This window comes from Mycolicibacterium canariasense, assembly GCF_002101555.1.
GTDB classification, from domain to species: Bacteria; Actinomycetota; Actinomycetes; order Mycobacteriales; family Mycobacteriaceae; genus Mycobacterium; species Mycobacterium canariasense.
In genome coordinates, this window is the sequence record NZ_LQOL01000081.1 from 244462 (window position 1) to 262841 (window position 18380).

Annotated in this window: 21 protein-coding genes; 9 read left to right on the forward strand and 12 right to left on the reverse strand. The window is 69.9% G+C overall.

All coding sequences use genetic code 11. The features are described from left to right. Window positions 1-229 precede the first annotated feature (229 nt). The 3 genes from AWB94_RS28935 to AWB94_RS28945 are packed head-to-tail and all read left to right on the forward strand — an operon-like array spanning window position 230 to window position 2786. Window positions 230-1219 (forward strand): phosphotransferase enzyme family protein, encoded by a 990-nt coding sequence (locus AWB94_RS28935; RefSeq protein ID WP_062658632.1) that lies wholly within the window; start codon window positions 230-232, stop codon window positions 1217-1219. Between the two features lie 9 nt (window positions 1220-1228). Then, the gene (gene fabG, locus AWB94_RS28940) at window positions 1229-2002 is read left to right on the forward strand and encodes a 3-oxoacyl-ACP reductase FabG (protein WP_062658633.1); all 774 of its coding nucleotides are present in this window, start codon (window positions 1229-1231) and stop codon (window positions 2000-2002) included. A 1-nt stretch (window position 2003) separates the two neighbouring features. Then, a complete protein-coding gene (locus tag AWB94_RS28945) occupies window positions 2004-2786 on the forward strand; it encodes a GntR family transcriptional regulator (protein WP_062658634.1) in 783 nt (260 codons plus the stop codon). Between the two features lie 33 nt (window positions 2787-2819). On the opposite strand, the gene fgd is transcribed toward AWB94_RS28945, so the two are convergent. Further along, window positions 2820-3830: a glucose-6-phosphate dehydrogenase (coenzyme-F420) gene (fgd, locus tag AWB94_RS28950; protein ID WP_024451670.1), complete on the reverse strand. Its 1011-nt coding sequence runs from the start codon at window positions 3828-3830 to the stop codon at window positions 2820-2822. A gap of 36 nt (window positions 3831-3866) precedes the next feature. On the opposite strand from fgd, the gene AWB94_RS28955 reads away from it, so the two are divergent. After that, window positions 3867-4610 carry an MBL fold metallo-hydrolase gene (locus AWB94_RS28955; RefSeq protein WP_062658635.1) on the forward strand — a complete coding sequence of 248 codons (744 nt, stop codon included), beginning with the start codon at window positions 3867-3869 and terminating at the stop codon, window positions 4608-4610. Window positions 4611-4624: 14 nt separating this feature from the next. Beyond that, on the forward strand, window positions 4625-5368 hold the full coding sequence (locus AWB94_RS28960) for a class I SAM-dependent methyltransferase (protein WP_062658774.1): 744 nt from the start codon (window positions 4625-4627) through the stop codon (window positions 5366-5368). Here the strand turns inward: AWB94_RS28960 and AWB94_RS28965 are convergent. Further along, window positions 5350-5640: a hypothetical protein gene (locus AWB94_RS28965; RefSeq protein ID WP_024451667.1), complete on the reverse strand. Its 291-nt coding sequence runs from the start codon at window positions 5638-5640 to the stop codon at window positions 5350-5352. The genes AWB94_RS28960 and AWB94_RS28965 overlap by 19 nt on opposite strands. Before the next feature lie 9 nt (window positions 5641-5649). Next, window positions 5650-6759, reverse strand: coding sequence for an LLM class flavin-dependent oxidoreductase (locus AWB94_RS28970; RefSeq protein ID WP_062658636.1), 1110 nt, complete (start codon window positions 6757-6759; stop codon window positions 5650-5652). Window positions 6760-6900: 141 nt separating this feature from the next. Between AWB94_RS28970 and AWB94_RS28975 the strand changes: the two genes are divergently transcribed. Together AWB94_RS28975 and AWB94_RS28980 are read left to right on the forward strand one after the other, a co-directional pair. Then, a complete protein-coding gene (locus AWB94_RS28975; RefSeq protein WP_036404035.1) occupies window positions 6901-7254 on the forward strand; it encodes a guanyl-specific ribonuclease in 354 nt (117 codons plus the stop codon). After that, on the forward strand, window positions 7251-7529 hold the full coding sequence (locus AWB94_RS28980) for a barstar family protein (protein ID WP_036401058.1): 279 nt from the start codon (window positions 7251-7253) through the stop codon (window positions 7527-7529). The genes AWB94_RS28975 and AWB94_RS28980 overlap by 4 nt, the downstream gene beginning before the upstream one ends. Here the strand turns inward: AWB94_RS28980 and AWB94_RS28985 are convergent. Beyond that, a complete protein-coding gene (locus AWB94_RS28985) occupies window positions 7526-8176 on the reverse strand; it encodes a TetR/AcrR family transcriptional regulator (RefSeq protein WP_036401056.1) in 651 nt (216 codons plus the stop codon). The genes AWB94_RS28980 and AWB94_RS28985 overlap by 4 nt on opposite strands. A gap of 68 nt (window positions 8177-8244) precedes the next feature. Here AWB94_RS28985 and AWB94_RS28990 point away from each other — a divergent pair, with 68 nt between their 5' ends. Beyond that, on the forward strand, window positions 8245-9348 hold the full coding sequence (locus AWB94_RS28990; RefSeq protein ID WP_062658637.1) for an FAD-dependent oxidoreductase: 1104 nt from the start codon (window positions 8245-8247) through the stop codon (window positions 9346-9348). 20 nt (window positions 9349-9368) lie between these two features. Beyond that, the gene (locus AWB94_RS28995; protein WP_062658638.1) at window positions 9369-10232 is read left to right on the forward strand and encodes an SDR family oxidoreductase; all 864 of its coding nucleotides are present in this window, start codon (window positions 9369-9371) and stop codon (window positions 10230-10232) included. Here the strand turns inward: AWB94_RS28995 and alr are convergent. The 8 genes from alr to AWB94_RS29035 all read right to left on the reverse strand — a co-directional run bounded on the left by alr (window position 10199) and on the right by AWB94_RS29035 (window position 18350). Continuing rightward, complete coding sequence (gene alr / locus AWB94_RS29000; protein ID WP_062658639.1) at window positions 10199-11314, reverse strand: alanine racemase; 1116 nt, start codon at window positions 11312-11314, stop codon at window positions 10199-10201. The genes AWB94_RS28995 and alr overlap by 34 nt on opposite strands. After that, window positions 11308-12324: an aminotransferase class IV gene (locus AWB94_RS29005; RefSeq protein WP_062658640.1), complete on the reverse strand. Its 1017-nt coding sequence runs from the start codon at window positions 12322-12324 to the stop codon at window positions 11308-11310. The genes alr and AWB94_RS29005 overlap by 7 nt, the downstream gene beginning before the upstream one ends. Window positions 12325-12337: 13 nt before the next feature. Then, on the reverse strand, window positions 12338-13795 hold the full coding sequence (locus AWB94_RS29010; protein ID WP_234811920.1) for an APC family permease: 1458 nt from the start codon (window positions 13793-13795) through the stop codon (window positions 12338-12340). A gap of 150 nt (window positions 13796-13945) precedes the next feature. Then, window positions 13946-14860, reverse strand: a complete 915-nt coding sequence (locus AWB94_RS29015; protein ID WP_062658776.1) for a LysR family transcriptional regulator — start codon at window positions 14858-14860, stop codon at window positions 13946-13948. 11 nt (window positions 14861-14871) lie between these two features. Continuing rightward, entirely contained in the window at window positions 14872-16266 is a 1395-nt protein-coding gene (gene xylB / locus AWB94_RS29020) for a xylulokinase (RefSeq protein ID WP_062658641.1), read from the reverse strand. Window positions 16267-16278: 12 nt separating this feature from the next. Further along, a complete protein-coding gene (locus tag AWB94_RS29025) occupies window positions 16279-16689 on the reverse strand; it encodes a hypothetical protein (RefSeq protein ID WP_062658642.1) in 411 nt (136 codons plus the stop codon). Between the two features lie 3 nt (window positions 16690-16692). Then, complete coding sequence (locus AWB94_RS29030) at window positions 16693-17910, reverse strand: O-succinylhomoserine sulfhydrylase (protein WP_036401044.1); 1218 nt, start codon at window positions 17908-17910, stop codon at window positions 16693-16695. Window positions 17911-17918: 8 nt separating this feature from the next. Then, window positions 17919-18350 carry a rhodanese-like domain-containing protein gene (locus AWB94_RS29035; RefSeq protein ID WP_036401042.1) on the reverse strand — a complete coding sequence of 144 codons (432 nt, stop codon included), beginning with the start codon at window positions 18348-18350 and terminating at the stop codon, window positions 17919-17921. Between the last annotated feature and the right edge of the window lie 30 nt (window positions 18351-18380).

Sequence of the window (18380 nt, forward strand, 5' to 3'; positions counted from 1 at the left end):
TACTGCGACCGAGATTTGGTCTGGTATCCGAAAGCCACCCGCTTCGGTGCTGGTGACGTTGTGCGACGCGGGCCATTGTTACCTCGGCGAGATTGCTTGGTCAACTGGAAGACTCAGCAATCACACGCCATGTTTCCAGCACGTTTCACGACCGCAGTTTTTGCAACAGGGAGGTAAATCTCGCCTATTTGGTCTGCTTTGGATCGATACTTACGCCACACTGTTCGGCATGCCGGGACTGCCTGCCGACCACGAACGCTTCGCCCGGGCGGCACTGGCCGCCTACGGCCGCGACCTGGACACCCCGCTGCGCCTGCTCAGCCTCTCCGAGAACGCCACCTACCTGGTGGGCGACGACGACCCGATCGTGCTGCGGGTGCACCGACCGGGCTACCACTCGCTGGACGCCATCCGCTCGGAACTGGCCTGGATGGCGGCGCTGCGGGCGGAGACCGTGGTCGACACACCGGAATTGGTCCGCTCGGCCGCCGGCCTCGAGGTGGTGACGGCGGAAGTGGACGGCCGCGAGCTCTACGTCGACGCCGTCACCCTGATACCGGGGTGCACCGCCGAGGAGGCGCCCGACGCCGTCGGCTTCGCCACCCTCGGCGAATTGACGGCCATCATGCACGAGCACGTACAGGATTGGTCCGTCCCGGCCGGCTTCACCCGGTTCCGCTGGGACCTCGACGACATCCTCGGGCCGGGGGCGCGCTGGGGAGACTGGCGCGCGGCGCCGGGCCTGGCCGAGGCCGACCGCGCCACCATCATGCGGGCGGTACACCACATCACCGAGGCACTCGCCGAATTCGGCACCGGCGCAGACCGATTCGGTCTGATCCACGCGGACTTGCGGCTGTCCAACCTGATGATCGACCCGGCGGCGCCGTCGGACGGCATCACCGTGATCGACTTCGACGACGCCGGCTGGGGATGGCACCTGGCCGATCTGGGCGCGGTGGTGTCGTGGATCGAGGACACCCCGGAAGCCGGCAGAATCGTGGCCGAATGGCTGCGTGGCTATCAGAAGGTGCGCAGGTTGCCCGACGAGCATCTGGCGCTCATCCCCACCTTCGTCATGCTGCGGCGGATTCAGCTCACCGCGTGGATCGCCTCCCACGCCGATGCCGACGCGGCCATCGCGATCGGCCCGGGCTACGCCGTCGGGACCGCCCGGCTGGCCGAACGCTATCTCAACGACGACAGCTGGTTACGGTAAAGGAGACCCATGTTCGACCTGCAGTCCCGCTCGGTGCTGGTGACCGGCGGTAGCAAGGGCATCGGCCGCGGTATCGCGACGGTGTTCGCCCGCGCCGGCGCCGACGTGGCCGTCGCCGCCCGTTCGGCGGCCGACCTCGACGAGGCGGTCGCCGCCCTGGACGGACTGGGCAGCGGGAAGGTGATCGGGGTCCGCGTCGACGTCAGCGACCGCCAGTCCTGCACCGAGATGGCCGCGACGGTCACCGAAGCCTTCGGTGGTCTGGATGTGTTGTGCGCCAACGCCGGTATCTTCCCGGACGCACCGCTGGCGACCATGACCCCCGAGCAGCTCAACCAGATCATGGGCATCAACGTCAACGGCACCTTCTTCGCCGTGCAGGCCTGTCTGGACGCCCTGATCGCGTCGGGCAGCGGCCGGGTCATCCTGACCTCGTCGATCACCGGTCCCATCACCGGCTACCCCGGCTGGTCGCACTACGGCGCCACCAAATCGGCGCAGCTGGGCTTCATGCGCACCGCGGCCATCGAGCTGGCGCCGCACAAGATCACCGTCAACGCCATCCTGCCGGGCAACATCATGACCGAGGGCTTGATCGGCAACGGCGAGGAGTACATCGCCAGCATGGCCCGATCCATCCCGGCCGGGGCCCTGGGCACCCCGGAGGACATCGGCCACCTGGCGGCATTCCTGGCCACCACCGAGGCGGCGTACATCACCGGCCAGGCCATCGCCGTCGACGGTGGGCAGGTGCTGCCCGAGTCGCTGGACGCTTTGGCCTGACATGGAGGAGACACCGGGGGGTGCGGTCGCCGAGGACGTACGCCGGCGGATCCTGTCCATGTTGTCCAGCGGGGCGCTGCGGCCGGGAAACCGGTTGGGCACCGAACGCGAGATGGCCGACAAGTTCGGGGTGTCGCGGGCGACGCTGCGCAGCGCGCTGCTGCCGCTGAGTGAGGCCGGCGTGCTGGAACGGCGCACCGGCCGCCGCGGCGGCACCTTCGTGCGCGCGGATGTGGTGCAGCGCAACGCCGCCGAGCTGACCGGGCTGCCCGCGTTGTTGCAGAGCGGCGGCCACACCAGCTCCACCAAGGTGCTGGCCACCGACCGCAGGCCGGCCACCGCCGCCGAGTCCGCGGCGCTGGAGATCCCGGAGACCGCCGAGGTCTTCGTCATCCGGCGGTTGCGCTATGCCGACGGGGTACCGCTGTCGGTGGACATGTCCTGCTTCATCACCGACCAGGTGAGCGACCTGCTGGAGCAGCCGCTGGGCGGTTCCCTGTACGAACTGTTGCGGGTGCGCTACGGCCTGGTGCCGGCCACCTCGAACGAGACCATCGAGGTGGTCAGCGCCAGCCCGCGCGAGGCGCAGTGGCTCGACATCGCCCACCGCCGGCCGCTGTTGGCCATCACCAGGGTGGCCAGGGACGCGGCCGGCCGGCCGTTCGAATACGCCTACGACCTTTTCCGGGCCGACCGGGTGCGGCTGACCGCCACCATGACCGTGCATCCGGAGCGGGAGCGCCGGGCCGGCGACGGCATGGTGGAACGCATCGTCAGCGCCTGATCCCCGGGTCGCTGCGCTCCTGCCCGCCGGTGCCTAACCCAGCTTGCGCAGCCGCGGTTCCAGATCGCGCTTGAACAGGTCCAGGAAGCGGCGCTGGTCGTGCCCGGGCGCGTGGAACACCAGGTGGTTCAGCCCCCACTTGACGTAGTCGGCGACCTTCTCGACGGCCTCGTCCGGATCGGACGCGACGATCCAGCGCTTGGCCACCTGCTCGATGGGCAGCGCGTCGGCGGCCTTCTCCATCTCGATCGGGTCGTCGATGGAGTGCTTCTGCTCCGCGGTCAACGACAGCGGTGCCCAGAACCGGGTGTTCTCCAGGGCCAGTTCGGGATCGGTGTCATACGAGATCTTGATCTCGATCATCCGGTCGATATCGTCGGGATTCTTGCCCGCCGCCTCGGCGCCCTCGCGCATGGCCGGGATGAGCTTGTCCTTATACAGCTCCTCACCCTTGCCCGAGGTGCAGATGAAGCCGTCACCGGACCGGCCGGCGTACTTGGCCACCTGCGGCCCGCCGGCGGCGATGTAGATCGGGATGCCCCCCTCGGGCACGTCGTAGATCGAGGCGCCCTTGGTCTTGTAGTAGTCGCCCTCGAAGTCCACGCGGTCACCGAGCCACAGTTCGCGCATCAGCCGCACGGATTCGCGCAGCCGGGCATAGCGCTCCTTGAACTCGGGCCACTCGCCCTCGTACCCGGTGGCGATCTCGTTGAGCGCCTCACCGGTGCCGACCCCCAGGAAGATGCGGTCCGGATACAGACAGCCCAGGGTCGCGAAAGCCTGCGCGATCACGGCCGGGTTGTACCGGAACGTCGGGGTCAGCACCGACGTGCCGAGGACCAGCCGCTGGGTGCGTTCGCCCACCGCCGCGATCCAGGCCAGCGACCACGGGGCGTGCCCGCCTTCGTGCCGCCACGGCTGGAAATGGTCACTGACCGTGGCGCTGTCCATGCCGGCCGCTTCGGCGGCCACTGCCAACTCCACCAGCTCGCGAGGAGCGAACTGTTCTGCTGATGCCTTGTACCCCAATTTGAGTTCAGCCACGTCTACGTTTCTACTCCCCTGCATAGACTCGCGGGCATGGCAGTGTCCCTGACGGCGATCACCGAGACCGTGCACTTCGCGCAGACCGACCTGGTCAACTGGACGCTGGTCACCGGTACCGGCCCCGACGGCGGCGGGGTGCTGTTGATCGACGCCGGTTATCCCGGCGATCGCGACGACGTGGTGCGGACCGTCCGCGATCTCGGTTTCGGCCCCGAGGATGTGCGCGCCATCCTGTTGACCCACGCCCATGTGGACCACCTGGGTTCGGCCATCTGGTTCGCGAAAACCCATGGCACACCGGTGTATACGCACGCCGCCGAGGTCGGCCATGCCAAGCGGGAATACCTGGAGCAGGCCGCCCCGGTGGATGTGCTGGCCCGCGCCTGGCAGCCGCGCTACCTCACCTGGTCGCTGGCGCTGATCCGCAAGGGCGGCCTGACCCATGAGGGCATCGGCTCGACGCAGGCCCTGGACGACGCCGTCGCCTCGACGCTGCCCGGCACCCCGGTGGCCATCCCGACGCCCGGCCACACCGGTGGGCACTGCTCGTATCTGGTGGACGGGGTGCTGGTGGCCGGTGACGCGCTGGTGACCGGACACCCGCTGAGCACCCGGCGGGGGCCGCAGCTGCTGCCGGGGCTGTTCAACCACGATCAGGACGGCTGTGTCCGCAGCCTCGGGGCACTGGGCATGCTGGACGCCGAGATCCTGTTGCCCGGGCACGGACCGGTGTGGCGCGGACCGATCCGGGACGCGGCCGAACAGGCCGCCCGGTGAGCGAGCCGGCGCCGCTGCACACCGACCGGCTGCGGGCGAATTCGTTCGGGTCGGCGGCCGCCCGCTACGACCGGCACCGCCCCCGTTACCCGGCCGCTCTCATCGCCGATCTGGTTGACCGCCAAGGGATCACCGTGCTCGACGTCGGAGCGGGCACCGGTATCGCCACCGCCCAGTTGCGCGACGCCGGCGCCGACGTGCTGGCCGTGGAACCGGATCCGCTGATGGCCGAGGTGGCCGCGCACAAGGGGCTGGCCGTCGAGGTGGCGACGTTCGAGGACTGGGAGCCCCGCGGTCGCAGCTTCGACCTGGTGGTGTTCGCGCAGTCGTTCCACTGGGTGGATCCGGAGCCGGCGCTGCGCAAGGTGCGGGCGCTGCTGGCTCCCGGTGGCCGGCTGGCGCTGCTGTGGAACCGCATCGTGCCCGTCACCCCGGACCGCGACGAGCTCGGCCGGGCGTACGCGGGCCTGCTCGAGGAATGGCAGCGCCCGTCCACCGATATCGAGGGTGACGACCTCGACCCGCTGCTGGCGGCTGCCGGGCTGCGCGGTGAACGCCGGCGTTACGTCGAACATCCGCACTACAGCGGCGCGGATTGGGTCGCCATGGTGACCACCTACTCGAACGTGCTGCGGCTGCCGGCCGCCGATCAGGACGAGCTGCGCAACCGGCTGACGGCCCTCATCGGGCCCGCCGGCGTGGCGGCCACCAACGACGCGCTGGCGGTGCTGTGCACGGCTCAGGTGAGCACGTCGTAACCGAGCAGGAACACCCCGGTCAGGAACAGACCGCAGGCCAGCACGATGGCCGGCATCAGGATCATCCCGTCCAGCTCGTCGTCGTCGAACGGGTCGGTGAGCACCCTGCCGAACAGCAACCGGCCGATTTTGTTGGCGCGCAACGTGATCACCGTGCGACGGACGGCCGGTGATTCGCTCTTGCGGCCGACGACGATCCGCAGGCCGACCCCGGCCAGCGCCGTCAACAGGGCCGCCGCCAGGATCAGCAGCCCGACGGTCGTTTGCGACACGGCATCAGATTAGCCTGCCCACCTCTTGGCGATCAGCTCATGGGACCGCAGCCGGTCCTCGTGCCGGTAGGCCACCGAGGTGATGACCAGCTCGTCGGCGCCGGTCACCCGCTGCAGCGCGGCCAGCCGGTCGGCCACCGTGTCGGGGTTGCCGACGAACTGGGTTTCGGTGCGATCCTGCACCAGCGCCCGCTGCTCGGCGGTCAGCGGCGCGACGGTGTCCGGATCCGGATAGGGCGCCGCCCCGCCCTGCGCCCGGATCGAGTACACCCAGTGCCCGTAACTGGCGGCCAGTTGCCGCGCGGTGGCGTCGTCGTCGGCGACCAACACGTCGGCCGAGACCACCACATAGGGCTCGGCGAGGCCGGCCGACGGCCGAAAAGCCTTGCGGTAAGCGGTGACCGCTTCCAGGGCGGTGCCCGGAGCGATGTGATAGGCCGCCACGAACGGTAGCCCGAGCGCGCCGGCGACCTGGGCGCTCTGCCCCTTGGAGCTGCCGAAGATCCACGGCCGCAACGTGGTCGACTCACCGGGCGTGACATGCGCCTCGAAACCTTCGGTGCGGTAGCTGCCGTCGAGCAGGGCGAGGATATCGGCCACCTGATCGCCGAAATCCGGTGCCACCGCGCCGGGCTGCTGCAACGTGGCCATCACGGCCCGCAGCCGTGGGTCGCGCATCAGCGCGCCGACGTCGAAGGGCGCGGGCACCACGACACCGTCGACCTCGTGCCGTTCCCGCGGCGGTGCCGGGGTGCGCGGCGCGTCCCGCAGCGATTCGGTGCGGCGCTGGCCGGACCGGCCCACACCGAGGTCGATCCGGCCCGGGTGGAAGGCGTCCAGGATGCCGAAGCTCTCCACCACCGCCACCGGTGTGGTGTGCCCGAGCTGCACGGCGGCCGCGCCCACCCGGATGGTGGTGGTGGCCGCCGCGATCTGGCCGATCAGCACGGCGGGCGACGAGCTGGCCACGGCGACATAGTGGTGCTCGGCCACCCAGTAGCGGCGATAGCCCCACAGCTCGGCGTGCCGGGCCAGGTCGACGGTGTTGCGCAGCGCGGTGGCCGCGTCGCTGCCCGCGCTGATCGGCGCGAGGTCCAGGATGGACAGCGGTACGGTCATCACAGCTCCTCTGATCGTCTCCTCATGTCTAACCTGTCCGCGCGGCCCGCATTCCGGATGGGCATGATCGGATCACCGTGAGCCGAAATCCGGCCTGCTAGCGTCGACCCGGTGCGCGGCGCGGCCCTGACAACGGTGGTCCTGGCCGTGCTGTGCGGCCTGCTGTCCGGCTGCACGACGGCCGCCCGGACCGGCACGGGCGGCACCTGCGATCTGGACGGCCTGCCGCCGCAGGCCACCGAGACGGTGCACCGCATCGAGTCCGGCGGGCCGTTCCCCTACCCGCGCAACGACGGGGTGGTGTTCGGCAACTACGAGGGCAGGTTGCCGCAGCACGAGCGGGGTTACTACCACGAGTACACGGTGCCCACCCCGGGGCAGCCCCATCGCGGCACCCGGCGCATCATCACCGGCGGCACGCCGCTGACCGATCCGGCCGAGTTCTACTACACCGGCGATCACTACGCGTCGTTCTGCCTGATCGGAGGCGTATGAAGACCTACACGATCGACGGTTCCCGGGTCGCTTCGCGGGCCGATTTCTTCACCGAGATCGGGCGGGCGGTCAACGGGGACGGCGGCTACTTCGGCTCCAACCTGGATGCGCTGGCCGATTGCCTGCGCGGCGGCTTCGGCACCCCTGCCGACGGGGGTTTCCGGTTCGTGCTCGCGCCGTACAAGCCGGCGCGGGCCGCGATCGGCGAGCCGGTGTGGAGCACGCTGCTGCGGGTGTTCGCCGATGCCGGCGTGGATCTGTGGTTGGCCGGTTAACGCACGTTCGCGATGCCGGCCAGGATCAGGTCGATACCGGCCAGATATTGGTCGCGGTCATCGTGATCGGCCAGCTGCCCGGCCACCTGGTGCACGAAGGGATACCGCACCGGGTCGCGCCGCGTCCACTGCGCGGCCACCTCGGCCAGGAATGCGGTGCGGTCGGGCCCCGCGACCTGCGAGCGGGCGTTGGCCGCGTTCTGCCCCGCCACCCCCAGGATGTAGTTCAGCAGCGCGGAGGCCGAATTGAACTGTGCGCCTTGGGGAACGCCGAGGGCATCCATCCGCCCGCCGATCGACTCGAAGATCTGCAACAACGCCGACCACGGACGGCGATGCAACTGGGCACCCACCCACGGGTGCGCATCGAAGGCGTCGAACACGGCCAGCGCGATGGCGCGGATCGCCGCCTCGGGTTCGCCGTCGTCCGGCGCCGAGGGCAGCGCCCTCGCGACGATGCTGTCGGCCGCTGCGGCCAGGAGCGCGTTCTTGTCGGCGACGTGGTGGTAGATGGCCCCGGCACCGGTGTTCAGCCGGGTCGCGAGCGCCCGGAAGGTCAACGCGGCCTCACCGTCGGAATCCAGGATCTCGATCGCCGCCGCGACGATGCGCTCCCTCGACAGTGCCTCGGTGCGCCGTTGGGACATGCCTCATCTTGACAGACCTGGAACGTTGTTCCAACCTTGATTGGAACAACGTTCCAAAAGGGGGTCAGATGAGACCACACGTCACGATCGTGGGCGCCGGCATCGGCGGCCTGGTGCTCGCCCGGGTGCTGCACGTGCACGGCATCACCAGCACGGTGTACGAGGCCGAGGGGTCGGCGGGCAGCCGCGCCCAGGGCGGCCAACTGGACATCCACGCCGACACCGGCCAGCCGGCGCTGGAGATGGCCGGGTTGACCGAACGGTTCCGCGCGATCATCCACCGCGGCGCCGAGGCCGACCGCGTGCTGGCCCCCGACGGCACGGTGCTGCTCGACGAGCCCGACGACGGCACCGGCGCCCGCCCCGAGGTGCTGCGCGGGGAACTGCGCCGGGTGCTGCTGGACTCGCTGCCCGACGGAACCGTCCGCTGGGGGCACAAGGTCACCGGCGCCCGACCGCTCGGCGGGGGCCGGCACGAGCTCGGCTTCGCCGACGGCTCGGCGGTGCACACCGAGTTGCTGGTCGGCGCCGACGGCGCCTGGTCGAAGATCCGGCCGTTGCTGTCGGACGCGACCCCGGTCTACTCCGGCATGACGTTCGTCGAGACCTATCTGTACGACGCCGACACCAAGCACCCGGCGGCCGCCGCGGCGGTCGGGGCGGGCTCGCTGTTCGCGGTGGCCCCGGGCAAGTGGATCGGCGCGCACCGTGAGCCGGATGGTGTCCTGCACGCCTATATCGCCCTGCACCGCCCGGCCGAGTGGATCACCGCGGCCGGACTCACCGATCCCGCGCGTGTCGCGGCCGAATTCGACGGTTGGGCACCCGAACTCACCGCGCTCATCACCGACTGCGACGCCGGCCCCACGGTCCGGATGATCCACACGCTGCCGATCGGCCATCGCTGGGACCGCATCGCCGGCGTGACGCTCATCGGCGATGCGGCGCACCTGTCGCCGCCGTCGGGTGAGGGCGCCAACCTGGCCATGCTGGACGGCGCCGAACTCGGCGCCGCGCTGGCCACCCACCCCGGCGACACCGAAGCGGCCCTGGCCGCCTACGAGGCGACGATGTTCCCGCGCAGCGCAACAGCGGCGCTGGACGCCGCGCGGATGCAGGAGAACCTGGACGAGCCCTCCGAGCTGCTGGCCACCCTTTCGCGAGAAACTTGACACGTGTAAAGTTCGCCGCCATGGACAACATCAGGGGCAGGACCATCGCGATCACCGGCGCCGCTCGCGGTATCGGTTATGCCACCGCCAAGGAGCTGCTGAGCCGCGGTGCCCGCGTCGTGATCGGCGACCGTGACGTCGCCCTGCAGGAGTCGGCCGTCGTCGAACTGACCAAGCTCGGCCAGGTCTCCGGCTACCCCCTCGACGTCACCGACCGGGAATCCTTCGCGACCTTCCTCGACAAGGCCCGCACCGACGGCGGCGGGCACATCGACGTCCTGATCAACAACGCCGGCGTGATGCCGGTGGGCCCGTTCCTGGACGAGACCGAGCAGTCGATCCGGTCCTCACTCGAGGTCAACGTCTACGGCGTGCTCACCGGCTGTCAGCTGGCCCTGCCGGACATGGTCAAGCGCCGCCGCGGCCACGTCATCAACATCGCCTCGCTGTCCGGCCTGATCCCGCTGCCCGGCCAGGTGGTCTATGTCGGTGCCAAGTACGCCGTCGTCGGACTGTCCACCGCGCTGGCCGACGAGATGGCCCCCTACGGTGTGAACGTCTCGGTGATCATGCCGCCCTTCACCAACACCGAACTGATCTCGGGCACCAAGTCCGGCGGCGCCATCAAACCGGTGGAACCGGAAGACATCGCGGCGGCCATCGTCAAGACCCTGAACAAGCCGAAGACCCATGTGTCGGTGCCGCCGGCGTTGCGGTTCACAGCGCAGGCCGCGCAGATGCTGCCGCCCAAGGCCCGTCGCGCGATGAACAAGGCGCTCGGCCTGGACAACGTGTTCCTGGAGTTCGACAAGGCCAAGCGCAAGGCCTACGAGGACCGCGCCCGGGCCGCTCAGGGTGTCATCGAGTCCGGCGGTTCCACGTAGCGCCGCTGGGTGCGCCCGCCGATCCCGGTGAGGATCTCGTAGTCGATGGTGCCGGTGGCGTCCGCCCAGTCACCGGCGCTCGCCCCGGCACCGCCGAACAGCACCGCCCGATCCCCCTCGGCCACGCCACCGCCGTCGTGGCCGAGGTCCACCACCAGCTGATCCATGCAGATCCGCCCGACGCCCGCGAAGCGCCGGCCGTCGATGTGCACCGGCAGCCGGTTGCTCAGCGCCCTCGGCACCCCGTCGGCATAGCCGCAGGCCAGCACCGCGACGACGGTGTCGCGCGGGGCCACCCAGGTGTGGTTGTACGAAACGCCCTGTCCCGCAGCGATTCTCTTGACCAGGGCCACCTCGGCGGTCAGCGTCATGGCCGGGGTCAGCCCGAAATCGCCGAGCCCGGGCACCGGGCTGCGGCCGTACAGCGCGATCCCGGTGCGCACCACGTCCCGGCACAGGCTCCGATCCGTCAGCGCGGCAGCCGAATTGGCGATGTGCACCCGCTGCGGTGGCAGACCGGCCCGGTGCAGGTCGGCCACCGCAGCGTCCAGGCCGGCCGCCTGGGCGGCGTTGAGCGGATGCCCCGGTTCGTCCCCGCGGGCCAGGTGGCACATCACCGTCCGCAACTGGACCGCATCCTCCTTGAGCAGCACGCAGACCTGCGGCCACTCCCGTTCGGACACCCCGCTGCGGGCCAGGCCGGTGTCGACCTTGACCCCGACCGTCGCGGTGCGGCCCAGCCGGTGCGCCGCGGCGACGACCGCCGCCAGCTGGGCCGGCGTGGACACCACCACCTCGACGTCGGCGGCAATGGCCGCCGCGAAATCGGTTGAGGGCGTGTGCAGCCAGGCGATCACCGGGGCGGTGACGCCGGCCGCCCGCAACGCGAGCGCCTCGGGCACGGTGGCGACGCCGAGTTCGGTGGCCCCGGCCGCCAGCGCGGCCCGGGACACCTCGACGGCCCCGTGTCCGTAGCCGTCGGCCTTGACCACCGCGATCACCTCGGCGCCGGACCGGTCCCGGAGCACGCCGACGTTGTGCGCGATGGCCCCCAGGTCGACGACCGCCTCCGGACTCAGTATTCGATCGCTTCGATCAGCGGTCCAGGCTCGTCCATCAACGCCCAGAACCGGTCCCGGATCGCGACGGTCATGGGCCCCGGTTCGCCGTTGCCGATCGGTTCGCCGTCCAGCGAGTTGATCGGGGTGACCCCACCGGCGGTGGTGACGGCCATCAGTTCGTCGGCGTCGTAGAGCTCGTGGCTGGTGACATCGCGCAGGGTGGCCTCGATACCCATCTGGTCGGCCAGCTCGAACACCGTCTTACGGGTGATGCCCGGCAACGCGTTTCGCGACGGGGAGGCCAGCTTGCCGTTCTTGACGATGCAGACGTTGAATCCCGGTCCCTCGGCCACGCAGCTGTCGGCGTCCAGCAGGATCGCGGTGCGCGCACCGCGGTCCTTGGCCTCGAAGCTGGCGGCGGTGAGGTCACCCCACTGGTAGTTCTTGATGGTCGGGTCGACGGTGTTGCGCCCGGCGCGGCGGACGTGGCGCGGCACGACGGCGGTGGTGCCGAAAATCTGCTCGGCCGGCGGGAACGCCCACAGGTACGGGATGGCGTAGATGTACACCTGGTGGGTGAGCTTGGTGAGATCCTTCTCGCCCTTGCGCTTTCCGTAACCGCGGGTGATCGTCAGGTTGACGAACGACTCCCGCAGCTGGGACAGGCTCACGCACTTCTTGGTGATCTCGGCGAGCTCGTCCTTGGAGTAGCCGGCGTCCAGGCGCAGTTTGGCGGCACCGTCGAGCAGCCGGTCCAGGTGATCGCCGAGCCGGAAGATGTTGCCGTGCCACACGTGGGCGACGGTGTAGGTCAGGTCCGAATGCCCGAAGCCGGTGTCGAAGATGGAGATCTTGGCCTCTTCGGCTGGCATGAATTCACCCTCGATCCAGGCCACACCGCCGGCGAACGGGCTGGAGGTGTCCAGTTCGTAATCGCTGTACTGGATCACCGATCCGGGCGGGGTGTCCTCCCGGATGGCACCGGGTTCCACGGCGACGAGGTTGGACGTTCCTGCGTCTGCGAGAGTCATTTCCGAATTCCTTTCAGGCTGAATGGGTCTTGGCGTAGTCGGCGCCGGCGTCGCCGCGGGCCAGCCGCGACTTGAGGCCGGTGCCCCACCACACGGCGGCGAGGGCGACGATGCCGAGGAACACCCACTTGTTGTTGGTGAACTGCGGGAGGAAGAGCAGGGCCACGGCCACGGCGAGGAACACCACCAGCGCGGTGACGTACAGCGGCAGCCGCCAACGGCCCAGGTCGAAGGTGCCTGGCTCGCCCACCGGAATGGTTCCCCGCTTGTAGCCGACCAGCAGGCCGATGGTCTGCAGGATGTAGACGAAGAAGAACAGCAGCGAGGCGATGCCGATGATGTAGTTGAAGGCCTGCTCGTTGACCAGCGCCGAGCACAGCAGCAGCGCCGACAGGCAGCCCAGGCCGAGCACCGCATACGTCGGGGTCTTGCTCTTGGGCGAGACGTGCCGCCACAGGTGCGAGAACGGCAGCATGTTGTCCCGGGCCATCGAGTAGGTCAGCCGGGTGGCCACCAGGATGTTGGCCAGCAGGCAGGCCAGGATATTGGTCAGGGCCACCGCCACGACGATTTTCGTGACCACGGGGCCGGCCTGCTGGTTGATGATCTCCTCGATCGGCGCGGCCGAGTTCGCGGCGACCGCGTCGGTGTCGCGGATGGCCAGCACGTACACGATGTACATGCCCAGCTCGATGACGATCGAGGTGACCAGCGCGTAGAACATCGTCTTGGGCACCACGTGCCGGGCGTTCTTGGTCTCCTCGGCGACGTCGGCCCCCGACTCCACGCCGATCAGGCCGAAGAACGGGCCGAGCGCGGCGGCCAGCCAGGCCAGCAGGTAGGAGTCCTTGTCGCCGGACTCGCCGCCGGTGAACAGCACCGAGATGGGCTGGTGGTTCTCCGGCGCGGAGAAGGCGATGACGGCCACCAGCAGGGTGGCCCCGACGGTGATGACCAGTTCCAGGCTGACGCCGATGTTGTTGACCATGGTGGCGAACCGGACGCCGTAGATGTTGATCAGCACGCAGACGAACACGACGGCGATGGCGAGCAGGATCTGCGCGCTCTGGCTCATGCTCCAGCCGAACAGCCCGCCGAGGTAGCCGGACAGGATGAAGCCGACGCCGGTCATGCCGCACACCCAGCCCATCAGCGCGATGAACCCGGTGAACCAGGCCAGGTTGGGGCCGTTAATCCGGCTGATCCACTGATACGAATAGCCCGCCAGCGGCAGCTTGGCGGTCAGGTCGGCGGCGATGAACGCCCACAGCGCGAACACCGCGCCGGCGAGCAGCAGCGTCCACACGAAAGGTGCGCCGGCGGTGAAGTAGCCGGCGCCGAAACCGGTGAACACCGCGGTGGTGGCGCTGATGGTGGCGAAACCGATGGCGAACGAGGCCAGCGTGCCGACCGAGCGGTCCAGTTTCTGCGTGTAGCCGAGCTCGGCGAGCTTGGCGTCTTCGGCGTTCATGGATGAATGAGGCGAGTGGGGTGGTGAAGCAAGCGCATCCGTCATGATCACTCCAGGTCAGGTGAAGTCGGGGAACGACTGCTGTAAGGAAAACGCCACCGGCCGGTCACCGGAAGTTCCATCTTTTGATCTAGTGATAACGAAAATTTATCACTGCAGGTCGGGTCGGATGTCGTCGCCGTCCCCGAAGCTCCACTGCTGCTGGACGTGCCGGATCAGGGCGTCGGCCTGCGGGCTGAGGGCACCCGGCTGCCACGCCAACGCGACATGGCTGGGCGGCCGGTCCACGATCGGCACGTAGACGATGCCGGGCCGGTCGTAGAACCGCGCCACCGACGACGTCGTGAAGCTGATGCCCAGGCCCCTGGCGATCGAGGTGGTCTCGGCCTCGTAGGTGGCCGCCACGGCGGCGATGGTCGGCGGCCGATTCCCGCGCACGTCCATCGCCAGCCAGTAGTCGCGCCACGGGCCGGCGGTCAGCGGCGCGCACACGATCGGGTCATCGAGCAGCTCGGCGATCCGCACCTCACGCCGCCCGGCCAGCGGATGATCCCGGGGCAGGCAGGCCACCCAGGATTCGGAATCCAGGATCAGCATCCGGTGCTCGGGCAGGTCCACCGGCGGGCGGATCAGCGCGACCTCGGTGGTGCCGGAGGCCAGCCCGGCGGTGGGGTCGGCGAAGTCGAACTCGATCGGTTCGACGCTGACATCGGGGTAGGCCGCCTCGAAATGCCGCACGATGCGGAACAACAGGTCGGCGCCGGTCCCGATCAGATACCCGAACCGCAGCCGGCCCTGCCGGGTACCCGAGAGCGTCACCAGGTTGTCCACCACCGCGTCCACCCCGGCCAGCGCCTGCTGCACCTGCGGCAGCCAGGCCGCGCCCAGGTCGGTGAGCGCCACCTCCCGGGTGTTGCGCCGCAACAACACCACCCCGAACGCCTGTTCCAGCGCTTTGATCGCGGTGGACAGAGCCGGCTGGGTGATGAACAGCCGCTCGGCGGCGCGGCGGTAATTCAGCTCCTCGCCCAGGACGGCGAAGTAGCGGAGTTGCCGCAGCGTCACATCCGGCAACGTCAGTGCATGCCCTCGGTCAGGTCGCGGACCTCGGCGTAGCGGGCCCGGACCGCGGGTTCGGGGGCGGCCTCGAACCGCTGGGCGGGCGGCGGCGCCCACACCGGCGGGGCCGCCGCGGCGCTGTGCGCCCAGGCGGCCTGCCGCGCCGCACCCACCGCGACGTATTCGGCCGGCTCCGGAACATGCACGGGGACACCGAACACCGTGGGCGCGATCTCGCGCAGCGCCAGGGACTTGGCGCCACCGCCGACGAGCAACACCCGCCGTGCGGGCACCCCCATCGCGGTGAGGTGGTCCAGCCCGTCGGCCAGCGCGCACAGCAGCCCCTCCACCGCGGCCCGCGCCAGATTGGCGGCGGTGGCGTTGCCGACCCGCAGCCCGTGCACGGCACCGGTGGCCTCCGGCCGGTTCGGGGTGCGCTCGCCTTCCAGGTACGGCACCATCACCAGGCCCTCGCTGCCGGCCGGGGCCGAGCACGCCAGCCGGGACAACTCGTCGTGGTCGACGCGCAGCAGCTCGGCCGCGGCGTCCAGCACCCGGGCCCCGTTGAGGGTGCACACCAGCGGCAGGTGCCGGCCCGTGCCGTCGGCGAAGCCGGCGACGAAACCGCCGCTGTCCCGCGCCGGTATCGACGTGCTGGCCGACACCACGCCCGAGGTGCCGATCGAGACGACGACGTCGCCGTCCTCGACACCCAATCCCAGTGCGGCCGCGGCATTGTCACCCAGCCCGGCCCCGAACGCCGGGCCCGCGCCGGTGATGGCCGCCCCGGGGGCCAGCACCTGCGGCAGCGCCGGTGTCCGGCCGCGCAGCGCGAGCTCCAGCAGGTCGGTGCGGTAGCGGTCGCCGGCGGCGTCGAAATAGCCGGTGCCACTGGCATCACTGCGGTCGGTGGCGATGTCGTCCAGAGCGGTCGCCCCGCGCAGCCGCCAGCTCAGCCAGTCGTGCGGCAGGCAGACCGCGGCCGTGCGGTCGGCGGCGGCCGGTTCGTGGTCGGCCAGCCAGCGCAGCTTGGCCACGGTGATGGCGGCCAGCGGGACCACCCCGACCGCCTCGGCCCAGGCGGCCGGCCCGCCGAGCTCGGTCACCAGATCCGCGGCCGCCCCGGCCGAGCGGGTGTCGTTCCACAGCAGAGCCGGGCGCACCACCTGGCCGCGGTCGTCCAGGCACACCATGCCGTGCTGTTGCGCGCCGACCGAGACGGCGGCGACATCACCCAGGCCGCCGGCCTGCTCGATGGCCGCCGATGCCGCCGATTCCCATGCCGCCGGATCGATTTCGGTGCCGTCGGGATGGCGGGCCCGGCCCTCGCGCACGACGGCGCCGGTGTCCGCGTCACAGATGAGCACCTTGCAGGACTGCGTGGAGGAGTCGATTCCCGCGACGAGGGTCATGGAATGCAGACCCTAGCCGAACTGCGGCACCGGGTCACCGTTGCGGTAGGTCTCGATGACATCGAGCCGCTCGAACAGCTCGTCGTGGCTGAACGGGTGCTGTTCGGCGGTGCCGACCAGCACCACCCGCACGACTTCGCCGTCCTCGGCCGCATCCAGCCACAGCGAGGTCACCGGCAGGCCGTCGGCGACCTGGGCGCCGGACGGCTCGTAGAACCAGACGGCGTAGTCCTCGCCGGATTCCTCCTCGTCGAAGGTCCAGCCGCGCTCGGTGATTCGTTCGTCGAAGGCGGCCAGGTCGGCGACGACGGCGTCCTCGATGGCCGACAGCTGTTCCATCACCGCCTCGGGGACCCAGTTGGCGTTGCGGCCGGCCTGCCGCTTCTTGCGCCGGGCCTTCTTCTGATCGGATCCGCGCGACACGGGTCAGCCCAGCGCCCGGTCCAGATCGGCGATCAGGTCCTCGGTGCCTTCCAGGCCGACGGAGATGCGCACCACGCCGTCGCCCAGTCCGATCGCGGCCCGGCCCTCCGGGCCCATCGCGCGGTGCGTGGTGGTGGCCGGGTGCGTGATCAGCGATTTGGCGTCACCGAGGTTGTTGGAGATGTCGATGACCGCCAACTTGTCCAGGACCTCGAAGGCCCGCTCCTTGCCGCCGTCGACGTCGAAGGTGACCACGGTGCCACCGCCGCGCATCTGCCGCTTGGCCAGGTCGAACTGCGGATGGGATTCCAGGAACGGGTATTTCACCCAGTTCACGCCCTTGTGCCCCTCCAGGAACTCGGCCACCCGCTGCGCGGACCGGTTCGCGTAGTCCACCCGGACCGCCAGTGTCTCAAGGCCTTTGAGCAGCGTCCAGGCGTTGAACGCGCTGATCGCCGGGCCGGTGTGGCGCATCAGCTTCTGCACCGGGCCGTCGATGTACTCCTTGTCGCCCAGGATGGCCCCGCCCAGCACCCGGCCCTGGCCGTCGATGTGCTTGGTGCCCGAATACACCACCACGTCGGCGCCCAGCGGCAGGCCCTGCTGCAGCAGCGGGGTGGCGAACACGTTGTCCAGCACCACCTTCGCGCCGGCGGCATGCGCCAGCTCGGAGACGGCGGCGATGTCGACCAGCGACTGCATCGGGTTGGACGGGGTCTCGAAGAACACGGCCTGGGTGGGTTTCGACAGTGCCTGCTCCCACTGCGACAGGTCGTCGCCGTCGACGAAGACGGTCTCCACACCCCAGCGCGGCAGGATCTCGTTGCACACCACGAAGCACGAGCCGAACAGGCTGCGGGCGGCAACCAGCCGGTCCCCCGCGCCGAGCAGCGCACCCAGCGCGGTGAACACCGCCGCCATGCCGGTGGCGGTGGCGAACGCCGCGGGGGCGTCCTCGATGAGCCGCAGCCGCTCCTCGAACATCGAGATGGTCGGGTTGCCGTAGCGCGAGTACACGTACCGGTCGATCTCGCCGGTGAACGCCCTCTCGGCATCGGCGGCCGACTCGTAGACGTAGCCCGAGGTCAGGTACAGCGCCTCGGCGGTCTCCTCGAAACCGGAGCGCAACAGCCCGCCGCGCACCCCGATGGTGGCCTGGCTGACCCCGTCCGGCAGCGGGGCCGGGACCCGGACGGATGGCACGGATGGCACTTCACTCATATGAGTCCCTAACTCTGTTTCCAGGCAAGTCCGACCGCTTTCCAGCCCGTGCCACCGCGGTGGCCGTTCTCGTCGAGGTTGCCCTCGAATCCGTCGAGCACGTTGTAGGACGGTCCGATACCGGCCTCGGTGGCCGCGATGGCCGCGCCGATCGAGCGGTTCCCGGACCGGCACAGGAAGATCACCGGCCGTTCGCCGGGAACGACGCCGGCCTCGGTGAGGTTCTCGACGAATGCGTCGTTGTGGGTGCCGTCGGTCCGGTTCCACTCGACGTACACCACGTCCCGCCGCAACTCGGTCAGGTCGGGCACCCCGACGAACCGCCATTCGGCCTCGGTGCGACAGTCGACCAGGACGGCGCTGGGATCCTCGACGAGGAGTTCCCACGCTTGCTGCGGCGTGATGTCTCCGGCGTAGCGCTGGCCTTCTGGTGTGGACACGTCTCATACCGTAGTAGCGGCGGCTGTGCG